This is a genomic window from Deltaproteobacteria bacterium, from assembly GCA_016875395.1.
In the GTDB taxonomy this organism is placed as follows: domain Bacteria; phylum Myxococcota_A; class UBA9160; order UBA9160; family UBA6930; genus VGRF01.
In genome coordinates this window covers 1-1,188 of record VGRF01000092.1, presented here as the reverse complement: position 1 = coordinate 1,188, position 1,188 = coordinate 1, and the positions used below count along the sequence as shown (strand labels likewise).

The window sequence follows — 1,188 nt, the reverse complement described above, 5'->3', positions numbered from 1 at the left end:
TACATAACTTCTTTCGCACGATCCCCATACCGATCTTTAAAGCTCATAAGTTTCTTTTTCATTGATTTGACGATCTCTTCTTTCTTTTTCATTTCTGGTTCTGTAAGCGACCGCTCTTCGATCTTCTGTGCCTCTTCCTTCATCTTCTTTTTCATTGGCTTCTTGGTGCGCAGCCCCTGACGAGGACCCCAATCTCCACGGCTGTACTGATTGACTTTTCTAACCAGACGAGGATCAAACTTTTTAGACGGATCCCCATGACCGGATTCAACCGTTTCATTCATTTCTGCCGTCAAATAATTAGCAACAGTTGAAACATAATCTTCCGCCAAGGTAATTTTATTTTGACACCACTCAGGAAGATTGTCAGCATCCTCAATCATATCATGCAGCCGTTTGGCATTTGCCATGATTGATCGCAAATCAGATTTGACCATATCACCTTCTTGATCGTATTCACCCACATCGAACTTATCTTTCACTGCCTCAGAAACAGATTTCCAACCACCACCCATGGCCTTGTATTTCTTGGCTGCCCAACCATTTGCATAGGCGGAAGGATAAACATCAAACTTGGCTCTCGCTTGTGCTTTGGCACGTGCCCATTTTTCTGGGCTCGTCGGAACATTCTTTTCGTCAAGCTGTTCTACTTCTTCAGTTTTTTCTGGGAAATTTGCCACATTTTCACCTATTTTTCCTTTACCAAAATTAGAGACGTTAATGGGCGCACCTTTTCTGTCAGGATTAGGATCATGTTTTCTTTTTGCTGCCACTGCTGCCGCTCTTTCTTTTTTCGAAAGTTGCGCCCTCTTTTGATTCGACATACATTTTGGTTTTCCCTCACCCTCTTTGCGAGCGCAGGGACCAATTGCTTCACCCCTACTGTTGATTCTTTTCCAACCACCTTTAGGATGCTTGGGATCGAACCACTGTCTTAGATCTTCTCGTAGAACCGCAAAAGATTTCATTTCTTGCCCAAGTCAACCGGCATTTTCTTTGTTTTCATGAAAGACGTCAACGAATCTTTAAAATCGCTCATCTCTTTCGCGCTAACAGATTTCTTTTTTTCACCACCAGTGTGTTTCTTGAGAATATAATCAGCTTGCCCCTCTTCCATCTTTTTCTTACCGCGAAGAGCCGCAAGATCCGCACCATCAATCTTGTGTGGATCGCCCGCAACTTTTGCGA

2 protein-coding genes are annotated in these 1,188 nt (G+C 43.4%); both read right to left on the bottom strand.

Annotated features, from left to right (window positions below; all coding sequences use genetic code 11):
* Nucleotides 1–968: hypothetical protein (locus FJ091_22300; protein ID MBM4386081.1), on the bottom strand; the 968-nt coding region annotated here is incomplete at its 3' end.
* Nucleotides 965–1,188: hypothetical protein (locus tag FJ091_22295; GenBank protein ID MBM4386080.1), on the bottom strand; the 224-nt coding region annotated here is incomplete at its 5' end. The genes FJ091_22295 and FJ091_22300, both read right to left, overlap by 4 nt.